The following is a 23,856-nucleotide window of genomic DNA, read 5'->3' as shown; positions in this document are numbered from 1 at the left end:
TCTCAAAGTTCTTTTTTCTGTATCTGAAGTTCTTGGGGTCTTTCCACTTTCTGCAACGCAGGCTCTGAAACAGACTGAGGACGCAGGCGGTTACGCTTGGGAGAATTTGTATTTGCATTAGTCTTGACTTCTTCCCGTCCTGCCGGTCTGTTCCTCTGTTCTATCGGCTTAATTTCTTGTTTTGCTGATTTCCTTTCCTGTTTCGCTGATTTAATCTCTTCTATCGGTTTTACTCTCTCTACCGACTTGACTTCTTGGTTTATCGGTTTAATCTCCTCCTTCTTCAATTCAGCGCCTTCATTCTTTTCCTGACTGATAGAATCATTCTTTGCGAACGATAAAGTATCCGTGGAATGACAACGCATGAGCGAAATGCGGTCAGCCAACAAGGTATATACACTCTGCGCAGAAGAGTAATATATCGAACCCCGCACTTCCTTGATTTCTCCCAACGTATCGGACTGGAGAGATATCGTTTTCATCCCCGCCTCATAAACTTTCTGCATATCACCTATGATGCTGTCATTCTTATAGACAATCTGCATAGCCATGACAGGAGCGTGCATGGAGTCAACCTTATCATGATGAAAATGGAAGCATACATTCCACTGCAAGGTATCCCGGTCTTTAAAATTGGTGTCGGAAGGCAATACGAATGTGATTTTATTATCCATCGGCATGCCGGTCAACCGATAAATGCGCTGCCACGCCCATACATCAATGCTGTCGCCCGGAAGGCTCTCTTTAGGCTTATTGTCACGCATGGCAATCAGATGGTTGATTCCCTCCTGCTCCTCTTTCAGTCTTGCATTCACCTTCTCATAAACTTTAGCTAAAACCTCCGGATTACGGGTAAACCACACCAAGGATGAATCAAAAACAGCTTGCGTGATTCCATGTTTCTTGAACACCGATTCAATGTACAATACTCTTTTATACCCCTCCGAGTATGGAACTTCTTCCCCCATAGCCTTCGCTATGTGATAATCATAGAGTACGTTTTCCATCTTAGCATCTGATAAAACCGCCTCAGGCCTTTTCACCTGACAGGCGGTAAAACAGAATGCTAAAAGGGATATTCCAAACCATTGAACTCGACGCAAGTCTTTCATGATTTCTTTGTTACATGATAAGAATAATCATTCAAATATTTGCTGTAGAACAGCAGCAGAGCAATGATGCCACAACTGATAGCAGCATCGGCAAAGTTGAATATCGGACTGAAGAATATGAAATGTTCCCCACCGACAAATGGCATCCATTGAGGCCAATTCGTCTCGATGATAGGGAAATAGAACATATCTACCACCTTCCCATAAAAGAACGAGGCATATCCTCCACCCTCAGGCATGAACGAAGCAATCTGCGAATGTGTGCTTTCGCTGAACAACACACCATAAAACATACTATCGATAATATTGCCCAATGCTCCCGTCAGGATGAGAGAAATAAAAACGATATATCCCGTCTTCAAACCTTGTTTTATAATTCTTGCCAAATACCAGCCTATAGCGGTAACAGCAACAATACGGAACAAGGAAAGAAAAAGTTTTCCGAATATTTCCATGCCAAACGCCATACCGTTATTCTCGGTAAAATAGATATAAAACCAATCTGTAACACGAATACTTTCATGCCAATACATATGGGTTTTAATATACACCTTGATCACTTGGTCTATGATCAAGACAGAGAATATAACGAGCAGCGCGATACGACCTTTCGTTAGATATCTGCTCATTCCTACTTCTTACCGCTGTTTTTAGCTTCAATACTTAATGTGGCATGAGGTACGGCACGCAATCGTTCGGCAGGAATCAGCTTGCCTGTCTCGCGGCAAATGCCATACGTCTTGTTCTCAATGCGCACTAATGCAGCCTGCAATCCCTGGATAAATTTCAATTGGCGTTGTGCCAAACGCGTTGTTTCTTCTTTGGATAAAGTGTTGGCACCTTCTTCCAATACTTTGTATGTAGGAGACGTATCGTCAGTGTTATTGCCATCAGTTCCAGTCAAACTCGATTTCAGCAATTCATAATCACGTTGCGCCAATTCTAATTTTTCATTAATGATAGCACGGAACTCTTCCAGTTCCGCATCTGAGTATCTACTCTTTTCTGACATAATAAAACGTTTAACAGTTAGTTAGTAAGCAGGTAGTAGTAAATAGGAATATCCGATTTGCAGTGCTTTCATTAGCAATGCGGCATCATTCACTAACTACTACTTACTACTAACTACAAAAAATTATTTTTTCACAATGCTCACATACAGACAGAAATCGTCAAAGTTCAACTCCGTACCGTTTTCTATCTCATCTGCCAGCATCAGTGAGGTTCCTAAAACTTGGTTACAAATATAGTCTTTATATTCGTTTACCGCATCATCTGTCTGCGGATTTTTCGATAAAACTATCTGAATTTTATCTGTAATCTCCAGACCGCTTGATTTACGGATATTCTGAATACGGTTAACCAACTCACGTGCAATACCTTCGCGACGCAACTCGTCCGTAACGGTCACATCCAATGCAACGGTCAGTTTTCCTTCATTGGCAACCAACCATCCCGGAATGTCTTCGCTATAGATTTCTACAGTGTCAGCTTCTACCGTAACTTCGGCACCATCCAGTTGTATGGTGTAAGCACCGTTTTTCTCCAGTTCTGCAATGGCCTCTTGCGACAGACTGGTGACAGCTGCAGCCACAGCCTTCATCTGCTTGCCGAATTTCGGTCCCATCTTCTTGAAGTCACACTTCACTCTCTTCACCAGCACACCGGCAGCACCGTCCACGAACTTGATTTCCTTAACGTTCACCTCGTTCATGATAAGTGCCTTCACGGCATCAATGTGTGCGCGCTGCTCTTCGTCCACTACGGGTATCATAATGCACTGCAACGGTTGGCGTACTTTGATGTTCACCTTACGACGCAAAGCCAACACCATCGAAGTTACATCCTGTGCCATCTGCATACGGGCTTCCAGCTCTTTGTCTATCATTCCCTCGTTGCATACAGGGAAATCCGCCAAGTGTACTGATACGACATTGTCACGTCCTGTCACGGTCACCAGATCCATATAGAGCTTGTCGGCATAGAACGGAGCGATAGGTGCCATCAGTTTGGCAACAGTCTCCAGACAAGTGTACAAGGTCTGGTAGGCAGACAATTTGTCTTGCGTAAATTCTCCACCCCAGAAACGCTTACGGTTCAGACGGACATACCAGTTGGAGAGATTGTCATTGACAAAATCAGATATCAAGCGTCCTGCCTTGGTCGGTTCGTATTCGCTGTAGCAAGCATCTACGTCCTTCACCAATGTATTCAGGACAGAGAGTATCCAACGGTCTATCTCCGGACGCTGTTCCATCGGGATGTCGGCTTCTTTATATTCAAATCCATCTACATTGGCATAAAGCGAGAAGAAAGAATACGTGTTATATAAAGTTCCGAAGAATTTGCGACGGACTTCTTCGACACCGTCCACATCAAACTTCAGGTTATCCCAAGGAGAAGAGTTCGTGATCATATACCAGCGCAGGGGATCGGAGCCGTACTTCTCGATGGTAGAGAAGGGATTGACTGCATTGCCCAGACGTTTGGACATCTTGTTGCCGTTTTTGTCAAGCACCAGTCCATTGGAGATGACCGCCTTGTATGAGTTGGTGTCGAACACCATTGAAGCTATCGCATGGAGCGTAAAGAACCAACCGCGTGTCTGGTCTACACCTTCGGCTATGAAATCGGCCGGGAACAGCTGCTTACTGTCGAACGCCTCTTTATTCTCGAAGGGGTAATGGATTTGGGCATACGGCATGGCACCTGAATCAAACCATACATCGATCAGGTCTGCTTCGCGCTTCATCGGCTTGCCGTCCTTGGATACGAGGATGATATCATCTACATACGGACGGTGCAGGTCGATCTTATCATAGTTCTCCTTAGTGTATTCACCGGGAACAAAGCCTTTCTCTTTGTAAGGATTAGACTTCATCACTCCGGCAGCTACAGATTTCTCTATTTCGTTGTAGAGTTCTTCGACCGAACCGATACAGATTTCCTCGCTGTTGTCTTCGGTGCGCCAGATGGGTAGCGGAGTACCCCAGTAGCGTGAACGGCTCAAGTTCCAGTCGTTCAGGTTCTCCAGCCACTTGCCGAAGCGTCCCGTACCCGTACTTTCCGGTTTCCAGTTGATCGTTTTATTCAGTTCGATCATGCGCTCCTTGCATGCCGTAGAGCGGATGAACCAGCTGTCCAACGGATAGTACAGCACCGGTTTGTCCGTACGCCAGCAGTGGGGATAGTTGTGCACGTGCTTCTCTGTCTTGAAGATTTGATTATTGGCCTTCATCATCATGCAGAGGCTTACGTCGAGGCTTTCGTCCTGTTCCGTCAAATTGGGGTCGTAAGCATTCTTCACGAAACGGCCTGCATATTCTTTATACAGTTCTACGTTCACGCGCTCTTTGACGAAGTCTTCGTCCAGTTCTTCCAGCAAGTAGAATTTACCTGTCAGATCAACCATCGGACGGAGTTCGCCTTTCTTATTGATGAGCTGCAACGGCGGAATGCCGGCAGCTTTTGCCACCAAGGCATCATCAGCACCGAATGTCGGAGCAATATGCACGATACCCGTACCGTCTTCCGTAGTGACATAGTCGCCCGGTATCACACGGAAGGCGCCTTCACCCGGATTCACCCAAGGAATCAGTTGCTCGTACTCCATGCCTACCAGTTCCGGTCCTTTATACTCAGCAACGACCTTGAACGGGATCAATTTATCGCCCGGCTTGTAATCTTCCAAAGCTATATCTTCTGCCTTCTTGTTGAAGTGCGTATAAAGCAGCGCTTTGGCAAGAACGACGGTAATCTTCTCTCCGGTATATCCATTATAGCTTTGTACGGCTACGTAATCAATCTTCGGTCCTACACACAAAGCCGTGTTCGAAGGCAACGTCCACGGCGTAGTGGTCCATGCCAGGAAATAGGGAGTTCCCCACTCTGCCATTTCCGGCTTCGGGTTCTTCATCTTGAACTGTGCCACACAGGTCAGGTCTTTCACATCGCGGTAACATCCGGGCTGGTTCAACTCGTGCGAGCTCAATCCGGTACCGGCAGCAGGCGAATACGGCTGTATGGTATATCCTTTATAGAGGTAGTCTTTCTGATAGAGTTGCTTCAACAGCCACCACAAGGTTTCAATGTAACGGTTGTCGTATGTGATGTACGGATCGGTCATGTCCACCCAATAGCCCATCTTGTGCGTGAGGTCTTCCCATTCTTTGGTAAACTTCATCACGTCCTTGCGGCAAGCAGCGTTATAATCGGCAACGGAAATTGTCTTGCCAATATTTTCCTTCGTGATGCCAAGTGCTTTTTCCACTCCTAACTCCACCGGAAGTCCGTGTGTGTCCCATCCGGCTTTACGTTTCACCTGAAAACCTTTCATGGTTTTGTAACGGCAAAAGATATCTTTGATAGAACGCGCCATTACGTGATGGATGCCCGGCATACCATTGGCCGAGGGAGGTCCTTCGTAAAAGATGAAAGAAGGACAGCCTTCACGCTCTGTCATACTCTTGGCGAAAACCTGGTTCTCGTCCCATTTCTTCAACACTTCCGCGTTTACCTGTGAGAGGTTGAACTGCGAATATTCGGCAAACTTCTTACCCATTTTTATTTGCTATAATTTAACGATGTTACTTTGTTAACGATCAGAAGGTACTTTTCGTTATAAAACTGTTACCTTCTTTATTTTAAGGGTGCAAATTTACAAAAAAGTTAGAGAAAAGAGATTGTTGGATAGAAAAAAACAATAGATTTCAAAAAGAGGGGATGCGGATACGTTCCTGATGTAAATCGGTTTGATAAAGAATAACCTGTTTCTCAAACATTTTATTACTTTCTTCTGTTACATTGATATTCACTAAAACATCAGAAACAGTATGGACAGAAAATTAAAAAAAGTGGTTGTCCTTTTGGCACATCCCAATCTGGAGAGTTCAAGGGCCAACATGGCTTTGTTCGAAGCCATAAAAGAGATAGAAGAAGTCGCCGTGTATAATCTGTATGAAATGCCTGCAGAAGATGTTTTCAATATTGACGAGTGGAGCCGTATCATCTCTCATGCCACGGCTGTAGTATACCAGTTCCCGCTCCATTGGATGTCAGCTCCTTATCTGCTGAAGCAGTGGCAGGATGAGGTTTTCACTCATCTTGCCAAGACGCCCGCCATTGCCGGAAAGCCGTTAATGATAGCCACCACCACCGGATCTGACTTTGAAGCCTACCGTAGCGGAGGAAGAAACAGATTTACGGTAGACGAACTGCTACGCCCTTATCAGGCAGGCGCCATACATGCCAGCATGCAATGGCAGACGCCTTTCGTCATTTATGGCATAGGAACTTCGGATACGGAAAGGAATCTGGCTAAAGGGGTGGATTGCTACAAGAAAAAGCTGATTGCATTCGTGGGAAAGGATAAAACAGAAGATGTCTGGTAGCCGTCAATTTCGTCTCATGAGACGGATAAATTCGTTCTGCGAGACAGAAAAATCCATCCCATGAGCCGAAAATATTCGTCCCGCGGGATGGATTTTTTCGGCTCATGGGACGAAAAAAGTCCCTCAAAGGAACCATTCCGTCTTTCTTACTGCCACACATTATTTTGCCAATGGCGAGAAAGTAATTTCAGGAAATAAAAAAAGGCTCATAACGTAATGTTACAAGCCTTAAATCATTAATCACCAACTACTACGAGGATGGAGCGGAAAACGAGACTCGAACTCGCGACCCTAACCTTGGCAAGGTTATGCTCTACCAACTGAGCTATTTCCGCAACTGATGACTCCTTTTTCACAAAGAAGAATGTGCCCAGAACAGGACTCGAACCTGCATGCCTCTCGACACACGCACCTGAAACGTGCGCGTCTACCAATTCCGCCACCTGGGCATAGGTAATCGCAATCTATGTAATTGAGCGGAAAACGAGACTCGAACTCGCGACCCTAACCTTGGCAAGGTTATGCTCTACCAACTGAGCTATTTCCGCATTATGATGATCACGTGAAGAGAAGGAGACTCGAACTCCCACGACATTATTGTCACTACCCCCTCAAAGTAGCGCGTCTACCAATTCCGCCATCTCTCCATACCTATCACATTTTCAAAGAGCAATTGCTTCACCTATGTGCCCAGAACAGGACTCGAACCTGCATGCCTCTCGACACACGCACCTGAAACGTGCGCGTCTACCAATTCCGCCACCTGGGCATAGGTAATCGCAATCTATGTAATTGAGCGGAAAACGAGACTCGAACTCGCGACCCTAACCTTGGCAAGGTTATGCTCTACCAACTGAGCTATTTCCGCGATTGCGGTTGCAAAGGTAGGCATTTTATTTAAACTAGCAAGCGTTCCGGCTATTTTTTTTGTAGTTAAATTTGCGGCTCTACCTCTGTCAGCGCATCATTCTTTTGATTCTCAGCTATTTCTATCCCGATAATTTTCATAAAAAAATTGCCTGAATATTTCAGCTTTTCCCTCTTTCGTCCACATGGCGATGGCTGGATGGTGGATTCCGTTGAACATATTCGTCTTTACGATCGTGTAGTGAATCATATCTTCAAAGACGATCCGTTCGCCGATTTGCAATTCATGATCGAAGCTCCAGTCTCCCATATAATCGCCGCTCAGACACGAATTGCCGCCCAAACGATAGACATAGCTGCCGCCATTATTCCCTATTTCGGCTCCACGCACAACCGGCTGGTAGGGCATCTCCAGGCAATCGGGCATGTGGCAAGTGAAACTCACATTAAGAATAGCGGTACGGATGCCTCGGTTTTCCACAATATCCACTACCTCGGAGGCTAATACTCCGGTTTGCCAAGCAAAGGCTGATCCTGGTTCCAAGATAATACGCAAGTGCGGATAGCGAGCACGGAGTCCGTTCAATACACGGATGAGATGTTCGACATCATAGTCCTTGCGGGTCACCAAATGGCCACCGCCCAGATTCAACCATTTGATTTGCGGAAACCAACGGGAGAATTTTTCTTCCAAATGTTGCAACGTCCGTTCCAGTTCGTACGAGGAGGATTCGCAATGGCAATGGCAGTGGAAACCGTCAATACCTTCCGGAAGGGTTTCGGGCAGCGTGTCCGCCGTTATGCCGAAGCGGGTGCCGGGAGCGCAGGGATTATAAAGTTCTGTTTCTATCTCCGAATATTCAGGATTGATACGGATGCCGCATGAGATGCCTTCTCCGTTGCGTAGTACCGTGGGGTGAAAACGATTGAATTGAGACAACGAGTTGAAAGTGATGTGGCTGCTGCATCGCATGATTTCCGGAAAATCGGCTTCGGTGTAAGCAGGAGAATAGGTATGCGCCTTACTGCCAAATTCTTCCAGTGCCAGTCGTGCCTCATACACTGAACTTGCCGTGGAATGCTCTATATACTCCCTGAATATAGGAAACGAACGCCAGATGGCAAATGACTTGAATGCCAGAATAAACTCTACTTCGGCACGTTCGGAGATACTTTTAATGAGTGTGAGGTTCTTCCTCAACAATTCTTCCTCCATGATATAACACGGAGAGGGAAAGCGGTCGAAATCTATCATAATTATAACTTTTGTTTGAGCTGATATAACATTATATAAAGTATAAGCGGAAACTTTCATACCTTATTATATATAAAGTATAAAATAACATCATATATGATAAGGCATAAAATGCCGGAGAAAACAGGCACTTACTTTATCTTAAAACGAGCGAAACGCAATAAGAGTTGCTTGTCTCCCGCATTCTCGAAATGAATGGTTGCCTTGGCATTATCTCCACTGCCTTCCACTTTTATGACTTCTCCCAAGCCAAAGCGTTCATGTTCGATGAACTGCCCTGCCTGTACAGTCGTTTCCGAAGCGGAAGAAGAAGGAATGCCTGAAGAAGATGACGGAGTAACGCCTGAAGCACCCGAAACGGACGGAGTTATTCGTTTCAGGTTGCGCGGAATACTGGGCGCAATAATTTGCTGTTTGGGGCGCTGCTGGGTCTCCGTAGCAGACCGTTGAAACGGAGTACGGGACTGAGACGAATGGGAGAATCCCCCACTACCACCCTCTTTACGGAGATATCCGGTTCCCTCATCGCTCCTGTCCGCCCGCCTTACCTCTTGCGGCAGATGCAGATAACGGGCATCAATATCTTGCAGGAAGCGGCTGGGACTGCCAAATTCCATTTTTCCATAGCGGAAACGGGTACGGGCAAATGAAAGGAAGCAATGCTCTTCGGCACGGGTGATAGCTACGTAGAACAAGCGTCTTTCCTCCTCCAGGGCCTGAGGCGATTCACCCACCATGCTGCTGGGGAAAAGGTTCTCCTCCATACCCACTACAAATACATTCTTAAATTCCAGTCCTTTTGCCGAATGCACAGTCATAAGCGTCACTTTCTCGTCGTTTCCGTCCTTGTCCGAATCCTGGTCGGTCAGCAGAGAGACTTCAGAAAGGAAGTCCGTCAGGAAGATGTTGGTGTTACCCTCTTCCATACGCATGGAGCAGAAATCGCTCATACCGTTCGCCAGTTCTTCGACATTTTCCTTACGGCTCAGGTTCTCCGGTGAGTTGTCCTGACAGACTTCATTGATGATGCCGGAACCACGGATGATTTCACTGCCGAGTTCATATGCGTTCTTCGTCGCCACGCCTTCGATGAATCCGTCTATCAACTCGCGGAAACGTTGTAACTTTGCCAATGTACCCTTATTGAAATCTACTCCGTATGCCGTAGGATCGCAAAGCACCGTCCATAGGCTGACGTTATTTTCTGTAGCGGCGGCTATGATTTTGCTGACAGTCGTATTGCCGATGCCGCGCATGGGGTAATTGATGATACGCTTGAACGCTTCTTCATCATTGGGATTGACGACCAGACGAAAATAGGCTATCACATCTTTTATCTCCTTGCGCTGATAGAACGACAGACCTCCGTAGATGCGGTAAGGCATGTTCTGCTTACGCAGTGCCTCTTCGAAGATACGGCTTTGCGCATTGGTTCGGTAGAGGATGGCAAAATCGGAATAGGCATAGTGCTCGGTTCGGCGCAACCGTGCGAGCGCATTAATGACAATGTCTCCCTCCTCAACGTCGCTGTATGCACGGAAAACACCTATCGCTTCTCCCTGTTCCTTTTCAGTGAAGACCTCTTTGCGTATCTGCCACTGGTTCTTTTCTATCAAGCTATTGGCAGCACGGACAATGGTTTGTGTAGACCGGTAGTTCTGTTCGAGCTTGAAGACTTTCGTTCCCGGATAGACTTTCGTGAAGTAGAGGATATTGTCGATATTCGCACCCCGGAAGGAATAGATGCTTTGCGCGTCGTCGCCTACCACACAGACATGGCGGTGTTGCGAAGCGAGTTGCAGTACGATGCTATGTTGCGCGTAGTTGGTATCTTGATACTCGTCCACGAGGATGTAGCGGAATTGTTCGCGATAGCGTTCCAACACGGCAGGATGGTCGCGGAAGAGGATAAAGGTATAGAAGAGCAAGTCATCGAAGTCCATCGCATCCGCTTGGCGGCAACGTTCGCTATAACGACGGTAAATATCGCGGACGGCGGGCATCTTGGCTACACAGTCTGCATTATAGATTTCCTTGTCGGCGGCGTATGAGGCTGGCGACAAGAGATGGTTCTTGGCGTTGGATATGCGCGATTGCACGCTGCCGGGTTTGTAGATTTTATCGTCCAGTCCCATTTCCTTTATAATGGAATGCAGCAGACTTTTGCTATCGGCAGTATCGTAGATGGTAAACTGGGAAGTGAAACCCAAGGTTGCCGCTTCGGCATGAAGGATGCGCAGGAAAATGGAGTGGAACGTACCCATCCATAGGTGGCGTGCACACTGTTCACCCACTTGCCGAGCGATACGTTCTTTCATTTCACGGGCAGCCTTGTTAGTGAAAGTCAGAGCCAACAGGTTCCAAGGCTGATAGCCATTCGATAGCAGATGGGTTATCTTGTAGGTCAATACCCGTGTCTTTCCTGATCCTGCACCTGCTATGACCAGCGAAGGACCGTCGCAATAAAGCACCGCAGCACGCTGCCCTTCGTTCAATTCTTCGAGATATTTTGTATTCATATATGCAAAATTAAAATAATCTTTTTATATTTGTACAATCTTACTCCCATTAATATTATATTTAAATATGGAATCAGTAAAAAATAGGAGACTTAATATTCCTTTTATTTGCCTGTTGGCATTCTTGTGTGCATCGCCGATGGCGGCACAGAAACAAAGCAAAGTAGAAAAACTCTTGAAACTGCTTGTAAACAACGAGAACGAGAAGTTCGCAAAGAATCGTGACAAGCTGGACGCTGAGACCGCAGCCGCTTTCGAAGCGGAGTTGAAGTTGATAGAGTTGTGTGACCAAATGTGGAACCAGCAGGAAGTAGCCGTAGCCAAAGAGTATTTTCAGGCATACATGACCGCCACTAAAGGTAATTTCCTTGCCATCTGCCAGGGAGCGGAAGTGGATGCCGGCGAACTAAGAAAACGGATGGAGAACTGCATCAACGCTACGTTGGACGAGTATCCCAATAAGCTGATCTACTCAGGATCGTTGGTCGAAGCGGTGAAGGCATCGGGGTACGAACTGTCGGACGAGGTCAAAAGCCATCTGTTACAGATCCATGAAGAAGAACTATGGAAAGACTTCATGCACAATAAGAACATACCGAAGTGTGAACGCTACATGGAGGAGTATGCAGAGGGGAAACACAAGCAGGAGGCGATGGTAGAGTACAACCGCCTGTTGTTGCAAACCGTAAAGACATCTCCCTCAAGCAGTAACTTCAAGCGCTTTTTCGACCACGAACGCCTCAATACTTTCTTCGGAGGACGCACCAAACGGGAAGGTATGGATCAGGCAGTCTCGCTCTACGACGACTATCTGTATGGAAACATCTGCAAAGCGCAAGCCGTAGCTTCCATCAAACAAGCCATAACGGAGTACGAACAGTCTCCCTACCTTCAACCTGCCGACAGGAAGCATGCCGGAACACTGGAATATAAGAAAGACAGCATCGACTATGAGGTGTTGAAACTCGAAGTGAATGCAGCCAGCAAACTGGAGCTTATCAGAGAGTATCTGAAGACACACAAATATAAAGAGTTCCGCGACAAGGCAAACCTGTTGCGTCAACCCTTTGAACAGCAACTGGTGTGGAGCAATCCGAACATCATACAGTCTTACAGTAAAGGTGTACTGATGAAGTCGAATGAGACGAGAAACGGAAAGACAGTGCAGAAGACCTATATGTATGATGAGAACGGCAGACTGGTGAGCATCAAGGAGACTGTGGAAGAGAGAGGGACTACGACATTGCAGACCAACTTCCTTTATGACGCGCAAGGACATTGCGTAGAAGAAGTGCAAGTGAACCAGCGAGGCATGAAAGAGGTCTACAAACGTCGCCGTACATACAGCACGCTGGGCATCATTCTCACCGACTCTACTGCCTACCAGAACGGAAAACTGATCGTAAGAAAGTATCACCCGAAGTTCAATCTGTTGACAGAAGAGATCAACTTCGAGAAGAACATACGGCAATCATCCATCTTCAACCAATATGACAAGAAAGGAAAGTTGGTGAAGAAAGAAGAGACATTCCCACTGGACAAAGATCCGCTCCCTACGCAGGTGAGCAGGCAGATAGACCAGTATGAGTATGATGCCTACGGATATCTGACCCGGATTTCGTTCGAAAAACTTCTGGTGAGCAACGAAAAGACCAACGGTTCGCTTATCTTCCTCTACGACGAGTTCGGCAACCAAATAGACAGCAATGCCTATTATGAATACGACAACACCGGCCGCTGGATACAAAAAACCGACCGAGGAGACGAAAAGAATACAGAAAAGATACAGGTGATCTACCAATAATCGGGGTTCTACCCCGCCCCGGCATTATCCGCCGGACATGGCAACTGGCACCGACATAATACCAAAATGACCACAGACAGGTTATTGACATTCAATAACGCTTATCTGTGGTCATTTATATTATTCCGTCAGAGTACGCTATCCGCCTTACCCATGTTCATCAGAAGCAAGCGTATAACATATATGCCAAGTGCGCCACGACAGCTGCCGCGATACCTCCCACGGTATGCGCCAAGATGGCTTTCGACGTCAACTCCCGATAGCCCAGCGAGTCGAGCATAGCCGTATGCGTACTCAAATAACCGCTCCAGCACATACCGATGGCAGTAAACACGGCAATTGCATTTCCATCTACCCAACCTTGCTCGATAAAGTTAGGCACCAGACTCAACGCTGCCCCTACAGCTCCCAGTGCCGTGATAGGAAACGCCACCAAATGCGGATCTGTAAACCCGAACAGCCACTCGAAGATGATGTTCACCTGCCCTGCCAGCCACGGTAGCAATTCAACTCCCTGATAGGCAGCACCCGTATAGGCACCGTCGGCGGCAGGTCCGAAAGTAAGGATCATCACGAAAGTAGAGATGACCAACACACCCGGAATGATGGCAATACCCACGTCAACTCCCGTACGTCCGCCATCGAGCAACGAATCGAGCGTACGCAAGAAGAGAGACTTCCCGTTCGCGGCATTCGCATCATCTGCATCAGTCGCCGCATCCTCCTCATCCTCGGTATATGCAGCCTCGGTGGCATAGCGAGGATAGGCTTTCAGTACAAAACGCTGCATCAGTCGAGTAGAGACGATACATCCGCAGAAAGCACCGAACAGTCCGATAAAAGGTGCCGCATAATAACCTTGCCCCACCATGAAGACAATCACCAGCAATCCCATACCGAATGCCGTACCGAAATTGGTCAGTGAGATATACTGATACTTCTTGAAGTAACTACAAAAACGCTTGTCCTGCGACAGGGAGATGATGGCTGGGTTATCCGAAAGGAACGTCATCACCGCTCCCAAAGATGCCACACCCGGCAGGTGAAAGAGCGGACGCATTAACGGACGGAGCAAACGTTCCAGCAGGTTCACTACACCAAATTCTACGAACAACCGACCTATGGCACCGGTAATGACACAGATGCCCATCAGGTAGAATACGGTATTGAGCAACAAATCATGAGCAGTCTTCATGATGGTGTTCAGCATGTTGGGAAGCCCCATCACCGAAGACAAGTAAGCAAACAAGGCAAATACAATGAGTAGACAAGGAATTCCCTGAGGGATAAATCTTGTCCAGCCTTGACGACAATCGTTTTTCATATCAGTGATATATTGAAGAATATTTAATGTTTCAGTAACCTGTTAGTCAAAGCAAAGAGATCAAGACGCCACGTCACACCAGCCTGTCCGGTCAATTGTTTGTCGAGGCGCGCACCTTCGGGATTGCCGTTGCGACCGGTAGTGTAGAAACAGGTGGCATGAAACCTCAAGTCGCGATTCTTTTTAAGCGGGAAATACTCCAGTCCGCCCCCATACATGGTCAGTTCAGTACCAGGCATGACACAATAGTCCGCCACTCGCCCTCCGTCCCCGCCATTCGTGCGGTTCACATCATAAGTCACCTTGCCAAACAACTGTAGCTTCTCGGAACAACGCCACGCTACCTCACCCATCACCGAACAGTCTCTCAACAGAAACACCTGATGATCGGCTGCACGGTTCATCAAATCGAGTTCTACAGCCACGTTGCCCAATTCAATCCGGTGTCCCAGTGCCAGATAATTGATAAATCGCCCAGGAGCATACTCTATCATATTTGCCGAGTAAAGCGTACTTAAGCAACCGTGCTTACCCATCCACATCAGATTATAGGCAAACATCTCACTCTCCGGATGCACCGACTGGAAAGGACTCTCACAGAACTGTGCCATCCATTGGTCGCGTCCGTTGCGCGAACGGAAGGTGACGCTTCCACCCATCTGGTAACAAGGGATATTATTCCAAAACTCCGAACAAGAATAGAGATCTATCGGTGCACGGTCGTACTCATAACCTCCGATACCGACAACTTGTTTTCCTGCCGACAGGTTCCACTGCCCTTCACCCAGCTCATAGACGATATAAGCCCAGTCCGTGGCATCCCAAAAACTCTGATTCTGATGATTTTTATTCAGCCGCTGCCTCCACGAATAAGATAATGAAGAAGTAATACGACCGTCTAACCTTAGATTAAGAAATTTTCCGTCGAAACCCGTATGGCTGTGGTCCGTCACTCCGTCCACTTTCTCTAACTGATAGTCTATCCTGACCTCGGCTTTCAACGATAAAGGCACGTTCTCCTGCGCATGGCCGGCTAACGCAAAACAAGCACATAGCATGCTCGCCACTGTCCTTTTCATAGCATCATCTGTTTTGTTAAAGTTTTAAACATTTTATTCTATGAGGCTGCCCTTTTCGCATATTAGCTATCAATATGATAGCACTTCATCATTGTGCTACCCCATTTACAGATGCAAATATATCATTATGTTCCGAAACGACAATAGGAAGATACCTGTTTTTTCAGTCGAAATGAGAGGCAATCTATCTCAGACACAAATGGAGCAGTGTTTTACGGACTAACCAAAGAAGAAAATCCACAAAACCCGCTCCATTCGCGCGTGCTCGTGCTATACTTTACTTAGCACATACGCTCCTATTCCAAGCGCCGGGCGATCTCCTGAATGGAGAACGAACCGTCCAGCGTCCGTACGCTGATCTTCCCGTGCAAAAGATCGAAGAAAAAGTCTGCCACCTTCTCCGGTATAATCTCACAAACTTTTCCATTCGCATCCACACCCAAGTCGTAGGTCTTCAGCAGTTGGCTACCCAGTGCAGTGGCACCTATCAGAAAATGATTCTTCAATTTGTCTACATTGACCAAATCAGCAGCCAGCACCTTGCCGACTACCGAGTAACAGTGCACCAATACTTTCTCGTCTCCCTCAAACAATTGAGACTCCTGCTCGTCCGAATATGTGTTCATCTCGATGATACCCGTATTCTCCATCTCAGGCATTCCCGCATACAAGGCACCCAAGTCTGCCAGGCTCAGATTAAACAGCCTTGCCTCGCTCATCACTTGCATCTCCTCACCGCTGAATGCACTGGGCAACAATAGCTTGATATCTCCGCTCACTGCTACCGTCTTCGCATTGAAGGTTCCTACAATGCAATCCTTCATATTCAGTTTGGCTGTGGCGAAAACACCACCCAGCACGATACAATCTTCCAGCACGACCTCGTCCGCAAAGATGCTGCCTGCCACGAAAGCATTGCAGAGCTTCACCGTCTTTCCGTTGATGTCTGCCATGAACATCAGACGGCAATCGCGGGCATACGACACTAACGAGTCCGACGTGGCAACCGTCTTGCGCAGAATGATGTTTCCCTTTGCGCCATTGCTGATGTGGCACTCCAGTTTGGTAAACACCGCTCCGCCGATCTCTACATCTCCATTCTGTATCTCCAGTTTGCGGGCATAGACCGCCCCTTCTACTATAGTATCGTTCTGTATCAGTACGTCCCTCTCCAACTCCGCAGACGTACGGGGAAGAATGGAGCCTTTCACCAGGTTCTCACTCAATATCACTCCATTCTCCAGACTTATTACTTTCAATTCTTTCATATCTTTTTCTCCATATTTATATAGCTTATTTGTTCCCCAGATACCGGCACTGCAATACACAGAGATACTGTGCATTACTCTACGGCAAATAATTGACGGCGAGCTTTCGCATCATCGCTGCCACCCGGCAATTGTGTTCCGAGGTACCTAACTTCTGAATCTCTCTTTCCAAATGCCGCCCAATGGTACGCTTCTCCTCCGTTGTCATATCGGGTATGACAGACTGGCGGACATTCTGAAGCACTTTCCCTTCGTTCACCCCCATGCGTACGGTTTGCTCGTTCATCACGACTCCGGTTTCCCGACCGTCTCCCGCACCGGTGACTTTCTCTACAAACACCACCGGAAGCATCCAACGGGCATTCTTGCATCCACTCACCAACACGCGTTCGATATGGCTTGCCAACTGTTTCTGCCCTATCAGATAGCGCTTCGCACTGTCTATCAATCCTGCTGCACGCTGCTTCACTTTCAGTGCCGAAAGGCGTGCCTGGGTATCCAACTGTTCTTTATGCCCCACGAGCGCCATTGCCGAAAGTGAAGATTCCGTATTGCGCAACTGTTCCCGTGCGCTACTTTCCACGAAACGGAAGCAAGGCTCCAGCAACATGTGTATGCGCTGTTCCAATTCGCGGTCCAGATTACCGAAGATGCCGGAGTAGCGGGTGGTCAGGATGTCGTAGTCGTCTTCCATCACCAGTTTGCGGTTTCCCAACTCATCGGACTGTGACTGCAACTCGGCAACCACAGCTTCTACGCTGGATTTCTCTTCCATGTTCTGCATGTCCAGACTTGCGGTTATATATCCCAAGAATCCCTTGGATATGTGTTTGGCTATCTGTTGCGTAGAAGCTATTTTGTGGGCAACCTCCGCCGTGTTACACGCCACGACCGAGTTGCGCAGACTCTCAATGTGCTGGGCACAATCCTGCACACTGCTATTATAAGGACTATCATCTATCTCCAGATAAATGTCGATAGGCTCTTCCAAAGTGACGGTTTTCGAAGCCGACTTGTCGCCCACGGTGAGTGTCACAGTCTCACTCTTCCGTATCACGTCGTGAATGATATGTCTTCTTACTCCCATACTCAGCCCTCCTTCATGTTAAGCCAACTTTCGTTCTGGGCCATAAGTCTCTTCATGTTCTCCTTCACTCTTTCGCCAAGATCGGAAGCAGTTATCAGGCGTTCCAGTTCTCCGATCACCATCCGCCGAGACTCTTCGGAGACATTCTCCCATCCGTTATTCTCTATCTTCCGCGCCATACTTTCTTGCATCCTTGTGCAGGAAGACGTGCCGATAAGTTGTTCCAAATCTTGTGGCAGACAAGTTTCCGCAATCTCTCCGCTTTCTTCTCGTTTCTGCAACAGGATGGCCGGCAGATATCTGAGAACTGGTTTGCCTACGAAAGAGTTCAGTTTGATACGCTGCATCTTGGTGCTTTGCTGCTTGCAGGTAGTGAGGAATTGAGTCATTTTCCCAATCAGCATCTGTGCATTCCGCTTGACATGTGCCGCAGCAATGGTCTGAACGGTAGCCAAGGATTCGATCTGGTTGACCGGTACGGAAGCGATCTGATTGTTCACGCGCCCCAACGTGGTCGCCACGTCCTGTTCGCAAAAACGGATGACAGGCTTGTCCAGTTCATGTATACGGTTGTGAAGAGCTACATTCAAACCTCTAAACAGTTTGGAGTAACGTTCTGTCAAAATCAGGAAGTCATCTCCCATCCTCTTTTTCAGATCCAGCAGTGCTTCCTGTTGCTGCATCAGCTCGGAAGCATACGCATTCACCGAACTCAACGCGGTAGCATTCTTCTGCTCAATCTGGGAAGTGACCAATGAAAAGAATCCCTTGTTCAACCTTTTGCACAGCCTGTTCGTAGCGTCCCTCTCGGCAGCTATGACAGCCGTCTCCATAGCAACGACCGCTGTAGTGACCCCGCTGACTTTGTTGGATACGGTATCTATCTTGTTAGCCATGTCGCGGGTGTCGACTGTAACATCATATTTAGCCATAATCTTTAATTTTTCAGGTTCATTGCATGCTATTTATCTTTCTCGGAGGCGTTCAGGTCGTCTAAATCGTCCAAGTCACTAAGGTCGTCCAAATCGTCCAGATCATCCAGATCGCTCAAAGCATCCTGTACGGCTGGTTCCTCAAGAACGGCAGGAGTTACAGATTCTTCAGGAGTAACGGGAGTTGAAGAAGTTGAAGTTGCAGGCTCTTCTGTGATCTCAGTAACTTCAGGAACCTCACAAGTAACAGAAGCCTCGGAGGTAGTAGTGGTAGAAGTCTCAGGTTCTTCGGTTATCTTCGTTTCTTCTGAAATTTCCGAAGTTTCGGAAACTACTTCTTCCGTAATAATCATCTCTTCCGCAACATCCTCTTTTTGTTCAACCTCTTCCCCGGCCTGTGGAGCGTATGCCGAGACTTCCATTGCCTCGCTGTCGTCCACCAGTTCTGCATGTTGGTCCGGCGTCACCTCCTGGCTGTTTTCTGCAATCTCCTGCAAAGAATCAGTAGCTACCCGGGCAATATCTATAGTTATATACTCTTCTACACAATCCTCAACGGCCGGAGCAGGCGGAATGCTGGAAGCAAACGCATAGAATGGATTGATACCTGCCAAAGGTCTCCGACGGTCGTCCAGCAGTGCAACGTTGTCATTGGCAACCACAATCTGCTTAGCTAATCCGTCACGAAGACTGGCATCGAAATATTCAATATATCCATATTCCGTAGCTTTCTGGTTTATATTCTCCTGTAATTCCCGCATATAAAGTTTAAATTCATCCTGTGTCTGCTTGAACGAATCGGACTGTTCGGCAAACTTCTGCAGATTATTCTCCAGTTGTTCTTCAGCATGCCCTTCCAGCTCCTGCATGTCGTCGTCCATCATCTGTTGCAACATACGCGATTTCATCCGGTCAAGACGTTCAAAGGTGGACTGTGCGGCGAGGAACTTCGTCAGATTGCTACGCATGATGTTAATAAGGTCGTCGCCCGAAGTACGGTTACGCCCGTAGAAGTCCTGGGTCTCCCGATGCCACTGGTTCAGGTAATCCCGCTTCTGGTTATCAATGTCATTGTATATATCCAACCGGTTCAGGCGTGTTTCGGCCAACAGATTTTGCACGATCGGCGCTACAATCTCTTCCTGTATCTGGCTGATGCCGTATGGCATTGTCGTACGGCTGCCGTCTTCCGCAACCCATGAATGGTCTTTCATGTCGTAGCGTACACGCGAACTCTCTTTCAGTTGGAAGGGAGTATAGTTCTCCACCGTATCGCGGAAGTTGAAGTTCGTCTGGCGTATCTTCTCCAACTCATCCTTCTCCAGCTTGGGCGAATAGTGATTGTAAGAGGTCTTCAGAATAGTAAACAGCAACTGATTGGAACTGTCCACCAGCGAATTGGTCGACTTGACTTTTGCCGCAGCAATAGTCTGCACGGCATAACCGACGTTGGATATCAGGCGCCGCAATACATCTTCAAACTGCTCACTCTGATCGGACAACGAACGGCGCATTGCATTCAATGAGTTGAACTGTTCTATCTCTTTATCGTATGCGGCCGTATCGAAGATATTCAGCACAGGCGCTCCTGAGGGATTGGCAGTACCATATTCGTTCAGATAAGCAATGACCGGTGACTCGGGAGAAATCACGGGCATTCCCACGGAAACCGTATGCACATCGGACAGGTAATAAGCACTGTCGCGCAAGTTGCGGTCCATACGACCGAAATAATCGTAGAACTTCACTTTAGGTATAGAGGCGGAATAGTTTTCAGTAGAGATCTCCTCCACGTCTTTGCTGTCCTCCACCAAAGGTGCTACAGTAGAGAGTTCATCCAGCTCACGTAGCTTTTCCGACAGTGCCCCTTGATTATTGACTAACTGCAGCTCAAAATTCTGTACCGGGCTATTTCCGGTATGGTCGATCACGAAGCTCTTATTCTCAAAGGGAACCTGACTTGCCACAGGCACGTAGACCACTCCCATCTTCTCAATCTTGTAATCTCTGAATATCCGGCGGTGTTTGTCTTCCAATTCTTTCAGATTCTTCCCGACACTTTCTATCGATTTCGTACTGGATTTGGATGAAGTATAGCTTTTTATTCCCCAATAGAGGCCTCCCGCAACAATGGCAATACCCAATATACCCATTACTGCTATCAATATCAGTCCGACAACAAAAATACCGATTCCCACGTACATTTGCGTCATGGCTTTCTTCTTACCTTCCGCATGCTGTGCAATCGAGTTCTTCAGCACTTCCATCTCCTTTTCCAGTTCTTCTTCTTGCGACACTATTCGTTCCGCCGCATCCTTATAGAAGTCAAAAAGGATCTTCGCTTGATCTTGATACAAATCTTGCGAAGAAGAAAAAATCTTTCCTTTCATACTTGATATGTTTTTTATGATAAATAAATTATGTTTTATGGTAAACAATGTAAGATCCACATTTCTAATTGTAACCTAATTCCTGCAATTTACGTTCTGCCAGCTTAAAGCCCTTTGCCTTTGCCTTCCGATACCATACAACTGCTTCAAAGATATCCATGTCAACACCCGTTCCTGTCTCATACATCAGACCGAGACAATACTGCGCCTCTACATTTCCGGCATTAGCCAGCGATTTATAAATGTCGAATGCTTTTTTATAGTCACCATTCTGAGTTGCCTCTCTGGCTGTTTCCAATGTGGCCTGGACTTTTTTCTCACTCTTTGCCGGTTCGGCTTGCTGTTCGGGCTTGTCGGCGGTCTTTGTTTCCGATTGAGGTTGAGATGAAGACTGAGACTGAGACTGGGACGAAGACTGAGACTTTTGTTCTGTTTGGAGCGAGGGTTGAGAGTCGTTCTTCTTTGAATCGGATTTTTTTGAATCTGCCTTTTCCGAATCGGCTGTTTCCAGTGCCTGAGGTGTCTCCGATGCAACAACCGGTACAACGGTCGAAGTATCCTTTATTGCAGTAGTCGTGTCAGTACCCACTGGTTCCGGTTTCATTCCGATTGCGAAATACACACCGACCGCAACCAGAACCAATAATGCACAACCGCCTGCTATATAAACTGACTTCCGGGATTTCTGCTGGTCTTTAGGAATATCTTTTTGTACATCGGAATCAAACGGCTTGATTTGCGGTTCAGGCAACATCGGCTCCGGTTGTTTCATTTCCGGCTCCGGTTCAGATTCTGCCTGTTCAGATTCTGGTTCTACTTGTTCAGGATCAGGTTCTATTTGTTCAGATTCTATTTGTTCAGGTTCCATTTGTTCAGACCCCAATATTTGTTCCGATTCGGTTGCTTGTTCCGGCTCAATTACTTGTTCTGATTCTAATTCCGCGTGTTTCGGCTTTGGTTCTGCTGCCGATTGTTCCGATTCTACTACCGGCTGTTCCGGTTCTGCCTCAGGCAAATCAGCTCCGGTTGCAATCCCTTCAGTTTCTGCCTCCTCCGTCACCTCAGCCGTATCTTCCGCTTTTCCCTCAGCTGCAACCGGTATCTCCGGCTGAACATCTTCCAACAAAGTTATCTCTGCAGGGACATCCAATTGAACAGGTTCTTTGCCCAATTCCCGATAGAAAGCATCCAATATTCCCCGAATAATGCCAAAGTAATATATATCCTCTTTTTTAAAGAGCGACGAATGCTTCAAGTATAACTGCTCGGCCATTTCCAAATACGCCTTTTCATCAGAAACATTATCGCATGCCGTCTGCCATTCATTCACTTCCTTCAATATCGGCAAGAAGCGAAGATTGATCCTAAGCACTTTCAGTTTCACGACGTTCAGGAAATTCGCCTCACACAAGCCGGCATATTCATTCAGATACTTCACTAACTTAGGCACTTTGTCAGCATACGGTTCTATCAGAGAACGCAATCTACCCACCGCTTCCCGGCAAGCCTCTTCATCAGCCTGAGACTTCCTGAAGTTCTCGTCGAGCACGATCAGTTCAGGAGTTATTTTCTTTATAAGAACATGTTCGGCATTCTTCTGAAGAGCACTCCGCAAAAGCTGAAAGCGCTCTGCCTGCTTCATATCCAACACAAACTTCTTGGAAAGCAAATCTTTCCGAATCGCTTCGAGCATGGCTACCAGCAAGACATTATCCATCTCTAAAACAGCTGCTATCTTTTCGCATTCTTCTGAAGAGAAACGTCCCTCCTTTTCAAGGAGGAGCCGACGGATTTTGGTTACTTCATCCAACAAATATATTCTATCCATAATACTAAATTCATAAAAAGTCTCTAAAGATACACATTATTTTTACTTGAGCAAACCTTTTTTCAAAATTTCCGTTTATATATTTTTATTTGTAACGGAAAACCGTGACAAATTCTGTATCAATATTTAAGATTCATTCCAAATGAACATTTTCAACCCGCCAATCGTTGTATTACCAGAAATATAATTCAAATAAAAAATTATGAATACATTATTAACATCTTTAATGCTTATAGTTATGACTCACGAAATGCCAAAACTTCCGTATGCAAACAATGCATTGGAACCTGTAATCAGTCAGCAAACCATAGATTATCATTATGGCAAGCACTTGCAAACGTATGTGAACAACCTCAATAATCTCGTGCCAGGCACAGAGTATGAGAACAAAGACCTGCTGACCATAGTGGCCACCGCACCCGACGGAGCCATCTTCAACAATGCCGGACAAGTCCTGAATCATACCCTTTACTTCCAGCAATTTTCTCCCAAGCCCGCCCACAACGAGCCTACTGGAAAATTGGCAGAGGCCATCAAACATGATTTCGGAAGTTTCGATAACTTCAAGAAAGAATTTACGGCAGCTGCTGTCGGCCTGTTCGGTTCCGGATGGGCATGGTTGTCGGTAGACAAAAACGGCAAGTTGCACATCACTAAAGAAGCTAACGGTAGCAATCCGGTTCGCTCCGGTTTCACACCATTATTAGGATTTGATGTCTGGGAACATTCCTATTACCTCGACTATCAAAACCGCCGTGCCGACCATATTAATGCTCTTTGGGACATCATTGATTGGGACGTCGTGGGTAGTCGGATGCGATAACAACATCACCAGAAAATCAGTCATGATCACCCTCTCTTCACGAAAGTTAAGGTTCAGCTTCATAAAGTTGACCTTAGCTTTCGTAAAGCTGAGGTTGGCTTTTATAGTACTGAGGTTGTAATAGAATGAAATCCCACTATCATTTTTTGAACAGAAAGGAGCAACTGTTTCTGTTTTT

The 23,856-nt window shown here is 46.8% G+C and carries 16 protein-coding genes and 6 tRNA genes; 3 read left to right on the top strand and 19 right to left on the bottom strand.

What is annotated here, in order from left to right:
* Positions 1 to 2: 2 nt before the first annotated feature.
* From QZ323_RS07575 to ileS, 4 genes are all read right to left on the bottom strand, one after another.
* Entirely contained in the window at positions 3 to 1,112 is a 1,110-nt protein-coding gene (locus QZ323_RS07575; RefSeq protein WP_294633998.1) for a DUF4296 domain-containing protein, read from the bottom strand.
* Positions 1,109 to 1,741 (bottom strand): lipoprotein signal peptidase, encoded by a 633-nt coding sequence (locus QZ323_RS07570; RefSeq protein WP_294633997.1) that lies wholly within the window; start codon positions 1,739 to 1,741, stop codon positions 1,109 to 1,111. Before QZ323_RS07570 ends, QZ323_RS07575 begins: the two co-directional genes overlap by 4 nt.
* A gap of 2 nt (positions 1,742 to 1,743) precedes the next feature.
* Positions 1,744 to 2,124, bottom strand: coding sequence for a TraR/DksA C4-type zinc finger protein (locus QZ323_RS07565; RefSeq protein ID WP_294633996.1), 381 nt, complete (start codon positions 2,122 to 2,124; stop codon positions 1,744 to 1,746).
* Positions 2,125 to 2,247: 123 nt separating this feature from the next.
* On the bottom strand, positions 2,248 to 5,673 hold the full coding sequence (gene ileS / locus QZ323_RS07560) for an isoleucine--tRNA ligase (RefSeq protein ID WP_294633995.1): 3,426 nt from the start codon (positions 5,671 to 5,673) through the stop codon (positions 2,248 to 2,250).
* 271 nt (positions 5,674 to 5,944) lie between these two features.
* Here ileS and QZ323_RS07555 point away from each other — a divergent pair, with 271 nt between their 5' ends.
* Positions 5,945 to 6,502: an NAD(P)H-dependent oxidoreductase gene (locus QZ323_RS07555; RefSeq protein WP_294633994.1), complete on the top strand. Its 558-nt coding sequence runs from the start codon at positions 5,945 to 5,947 to the stop codon at positions 6,500 to 6,502.
* A 259-nt stretch (positions 6,503 to 6,761) separates the two neighbouring features.
* Here the strand turns inward: QZ323_RS07555 and QZ323_RS07550 are convergent.
* The 8 genes from QZ323_RS07550 to QZ323_RS07515 form a co-directional block, all read right to left on the bottom strand.
* A tRNA-Gly gene (locus tag QZ323_RS07550) sits at positions 6,762 to 6,837 on the bottom strand.
* Between the two features lie 32 nt (positions 6,838 to 6,869).
* A tRNA-Leu gene (locus QZ323_RS07545) sits at positions 6,870 to 6,951 on the bottom strand.
* Between the two features lie 26 nt (positions 6,952 to 6,977).
* Positions 6,978 to 7,050: transfer RNA gene (locus tag QZ323_RS07540), tRNA-Gly, on the bottom strand.
* A 15-nt stretch (positions 7,051 to 7,065) separates the two neighbouring features.
* A tRNA-Leu gene (locus QZ323_RS07535) sits at positions 7,066 to 7,149 on the bottom strand.
* A gap of 40 nt (positions 7,150 to 7,189) precedes the next feature.
* A tRNA-Leu gene (locus QZ323_RS07530) sits at positions 7,190 to 7,271 on the bottom strand.
* 26 nt (positions 7,272 to 7,297) lie between these two features.
* Positions 7,298 to 7,370, bottom strand: a tRNA-Gly gene (locus tag QZ323_RS07525).
* A gap of 111 nt (positions 7,371 to 7,481) precedes the next feature.
* Positions 7,482 to 8,624 (bottom strand): carboxynorspermidine decarboxylase, encoded by a 1,143-nt coding sequence (nspC, locus tag QZ323_RS07520; protein WP_294633993.1) that lies wholly within the window; start codon positions 8,622 to 8,624, stop codon positions 7,482 to 7,484.
* A gap of 131 nt (positions 8,625 to 8,755) precedes the next feature.
* Complete coding sequence (locus tag QZ323_RS07515; RefSeq protein ID WP_294633992.1) at positions 8,756 to 11,143, bottom strand: UvrD-helicase domain-containing protein; 2,388 nt, start codon at positions 11,141 to 11,143, stop codon at positions 8,756 to 8,758.
* Between the two features lie 67 nt (positions 11,144 to 11,210).
* On the opposite strand from QZ323_RS07515, the gene QZ323_RS07510 reads away from it, so the two are divergent.
* Positions 11,211 to 12,947 carry a hypothetical protein gene (locus tag QZ323_RS07510; RefSeq protein WP_294633991.1) on the top strand — a complete coding sequence of 579 codons (1,737 nt, stop codon included), beginning with the start codon at positions 11,211 to 11,213 and terminating at the stop codon, positions 12,945 to 12,947.
* Between the two features lie 160 nt (positions 12,948 to 13,107).
* Here QZ323_RS07510 and QZ323_RS07505 read toward each other — a convergent pair whose 3' ends face one another.
* The 7 genes from QZ323_RS07505 to QZ323_RS07475 all read right to left on the bottom strand — a co-directional run bounded on the left by QZ323_RS07505 (position 13,108) and on the right by QZ323_RS07475 (position 22,855).
* The gene (locus QZ323_RS07505; RefSeq protein ID WP_294633990.1) at positions 13,108 to 14,271 is read right to left on the bottom strand and encodes a nucleoside recognition domain-containing protein; all 1,164 of its coding nucleotides are present in this window, start codon (positions 14,269 to 14,271) and stop codon (positions 13,108 to 13,110) included.
* Positions 14,272 to 14,294: 23 nt separating this feature from the next.
* Positions 14,295 to 15,350, bottom strand: a complete 1,056-nt coding sequence (locus tag QZ323_RS07500) for a porin (protein ID WP_294633989.1) — start codon at positions 15,348 to 15,350, stop codon at positions 14,295 to 14,297.
* A gap of 296 nt (positions 15,351 to 15,646) precedes the next feature.
* Positions 15,647 to 16,618: a hypothetical protein gene (locus QZ323_RS07495; protein WP_294633988.1), complete on the bottom strand. Its 972-nt coding sequence runs from the start codon at positions 16,616 to 16,618 to the stop codon at positions 15,647 to 15,649.
* Between the two features lie 79 nt (positions 16,619 to 16,697).
* A complete protein-coding gene (locus tag QZ323_RS07490; protein ID WP_294633987.1) occupies positions 16,698 to 17,705 on the bottom strand; it encodes a hypothetical protein in 1,008 nt (335 codons plus the stop codon).
* Between the two features lie 2 nt (positions 17,706 to 17,707).
* Positions 17,708 to 18,637: a hypothetical protein gene (locus QZ323_RS07485; RefSeq protein WP_294633986.1), complete on the bottom strand. Its 930-nt coding sequence runs from the start codon at positions 18,635 to 18,637 to the stop codon at positions 17,708 to 17,710.
* Positions 18,638 to 18,666: 29 nt separating this feature from the next.
* The gene (locus QZ323_RS07480) at positions 18,667 to 21,027 is read right to left on the bottom strand and encodes a hypothetical protein (protein WP_294633985.1); all 2,361 of its coding nucleotides are present in this window, start codon (positions 21,025 to 21,027) and stop codon (positions 18,667 to 18,669) included.
* Positions 21,028 to 21,091: 64 nt separating this feature from the next.
* Positions 21,092 to 22,855 (bottom strand): hypothetical protein, encoded by a 1,764-nt coding sequence (locus QZ323_RS07475; RefSeq protein WP_294633984.1) that lies wholly within the window; start codon positions 22,853 to 22,855, stop codon positions 21,092 to 21,094.
* A 202-nt stretch (positions 22,856 to 23,057) separates the two neighbouring features.
* Between QZ323_RS07475 and QZ323_RS07470 the strand changes: the two genes are divergently transcribed.
* Positions 23,058 to 23,678, top strand: a complete 621-nt coding sequence (locus QZ323_RS07470; protein WP_294633983.1) for a superoxide dismutase — start codon at positions 23,058 to 23,060, stop codon at positions 23,676 to 23,678.
* Positions 23,679 to 23,856 lie beyond the last annotated feature (178 nt).

Origin of the sequence: uncultured Bacteroides sp. (genome assembly GCF_910585845.1) — a bacterium.
GTDB lineage: Bacteria > Bacteroidota > Bacteroidia > Bacteroidales > Bacteroidaceae > Bacteroides.
This window is presented reverse-complemented; position numbering and strand designations above follow the sequence as displayed.

Excerpts from the sequence above, each read along its gene's own strand:
- QZ323_RS07575 (WP_294633998.1), bottom strand. The coding sequence starts at position 1,112 with ATGAAAGACTTGCGTCGAGTTCAATGGTTTGGAATATCCCTTTTAGCA.
- QZ323_RS07570 (WP_294633997.1), bottom strand. The coding sequence starts at position 1,741 with ATGAGCAGATATCTAACGAAAGGTCGTATCGCGCTGCTCGTTATATTC.
- QZ323_RS07565 (WP_294633996.1), bottom strand. The coding sequence starts at position 2,124 with ATGTCAGAAAAGAGTAGATACTCAGATGCGGAACTGGAAGAGTTCCGT.
- ileS (WP_294633995.1), bottom strand. The coding sequence starts at position 5,673 with ATGGGTAAGAAGTTTGCCGAATATTCGCAGTTCAACCTCTCACAGGTA.
- QZ323_RS07555 (WP_294633994.1), top strand. The coding sequence starts at position 5,945 with ATGGACAGAAAATTAAAAAAAGTGGTTGTCCTTTTGGCACATCCCAAT.
- nspC (WP_294633993.1), bottom strand. The coding sequence starts at position 8,624 with ATGATAGATTTCGACCGCTTTCCCTCTCCGTGTTATATCATGGAGGAA.
- QZ323_RS07515 (WP_294633992.1), bottom strand. The coding sequence starts at position 11,143 with ATGAATACAAAATATCTCGAAGAATTGAACGAAGGGCAGCGTGCTGCG.
- QZ323_RS07510 (WP_294633991.1), top strand. The coding sequence starts at position 11,211 with ATGGAATCAGTAAAAAATAGGAGACTTAATATTCCTTTTATTTGCCTG.
- QZ323_RS07505 (WP_294633990.1), bottom strand. The coding sequence starts at position 14,271 with ATGAAAAACGATTGTCGTCAAGGCTGGACAAGATTTATCCCTCAGGGA.
- QZ323_RS07500 (WP_294633989.1), bottom strand. The coding sequence starts at position 15,350 with ATGAAAAGGACAGTGGCGAGCATGCTATGTGCTTGTTTTGCGTTAGCC.
- QZ323_RS07495 (WP_294633988.1), bottom strand. The coding sequence starts at position 16,618 with ATGAAAGAATTGAAAGTAATAAGTCTGGAGAATGGAGTGATATTGAGT.
- QZ323_RS07490 (WP_294633987.1), bottom strand. The coding sequence starts at position 17,705 with ATGGGAGTAAGAAGACATATCATTCACGACGTGATACGGAAGAGTGAG.
- QZ323_RS07485 (WP_294633986.1), bottom strand. The coding sequence starts at position 18,637 with ATGGCTAAATATGATGTTACAGTCGACACCCGCGACATGGCTAACAAG.
- QZ323_RS07480 (WP_294633985.1), bottom strand. The coding sequence starts at position 21,027 with ATGAAAGGAAAGATTTTTTCTTCTTCGCAAGATTTGTATCAAGATCAA.
- QZ323_RS07475 (WP_294633984.1), bottom strand. The coding sequence starts at position 22,855 with ATGGATAGAATATATTTGTTGGATGAAGTAACCAAAATCCGTCGGCTC.
- QZ323_RS07470 (WP_294633983.1), top strand. The coding sequence starts at position 23,058 with ATGAATACATTATTAACATCTTTAATGCTTATAGTTATGACTCACGAA.